A 1,074-nucleotide genomic window follows, 5' to 3' on the forward strand; every position below is an offset into this window, starting at 1 on the left:
GAAGCAGCCGGTTAAAGAAAGAGAGCGAGACCATTAGGGTTCGCTCATTACAGATTAGTGATAATTTAATTCCATCGTATACAGGCTATTGAGTATAGCTTGCTGATGATTAGGAGACTTTGAATTGATTGACTAGTTGTTCCAGTTCAATCGCGAATTCAGCTTGTTGCTCAGACAGTACGCGAGTGGTGCCAGCATTTTCTGTGTTGACTTCAGCGTGATCCTTAATGCCAACAATTTTCTCACTCATATCTTCAGCCACAGCACTTTGTTCTTCAGCGGCTGTCGCGATTTGGGTACTCATATTATTGATTTGATTGACCATATTGGTGACATTTTCCAATGAGTGGTTGGCGGTATTGGCTTGCTCTACAGTTTCATGGACCTTAGAGAGGCTTTCTTCCATCACACCCACCGCATTTTCAGCGTTTTCTTGAAGCTTATTAACGATGATGTCAATTTCTTCGGTTGATTCTTGGGTTTTACCTGCCAATGTTCTGACTTCATCTGCGACGACCGCAAAACCCCGGCCTTGTTCACCTGCTCTCGCGGCTTCAATGGCAGCATTAAGTGCTAGAAGGTTGGTTTGTTCAGCAATACCACGAATTACTTCCATAACTTTACTGACGTCTACGCAATCCTGTCTTAGTTCATCTAGTACGGTTTTTGTATTACTGGTTGTCTGCTCTAATGACTCGACGACATTGACGGCGGTATTAACAGTTTCTTTACTAGAGATTGTCTCGTCATAGGCTTCATTGGCGCTTTCAGAGGTGCTGACGATATTTTCGGCGACTTCTGAAATAGAAGCAGCCATTTCCGTCATAGCTGTAGCGACAAGTTCAATAAGAGCTTGTTGCTCGTCGAGGCTTCTTGAATTATCTTGGCTAGCGACTGTCAGTTCAGCAGAAGACTGGCTTGTTTGACTTGCAGCCTGGTGAATCTGCTCCAATACATGCTCAAAACTGCTTAGCATTTCATCGAAGTGTTGGGATAGCTCAGCGATTTCGTGTGAGCCACTTATGTTTGAGCGAATTGTCAGGTCCTTATCATGATTAATCTTTCGCATGACAT

At 43.7% G+C, this 1,074-nt stretch carries 1 protein-coding gene; it reads right to left on the reverse strand.

What is annotated here, in order from left to right:
- Positions 1-109 precede the first annotated feature (109 nt).
- Positions 110-1,074 (reverse strand): methyl-accepting chemotaxis protein (locus A3763_RS15825; protein WP_231872222.1); only part of this gene is annotated, 965 nt, incomplete at its 5' end.

The organism is Oleiphilus sp. HI0128 (assembly GCF_001635365.1).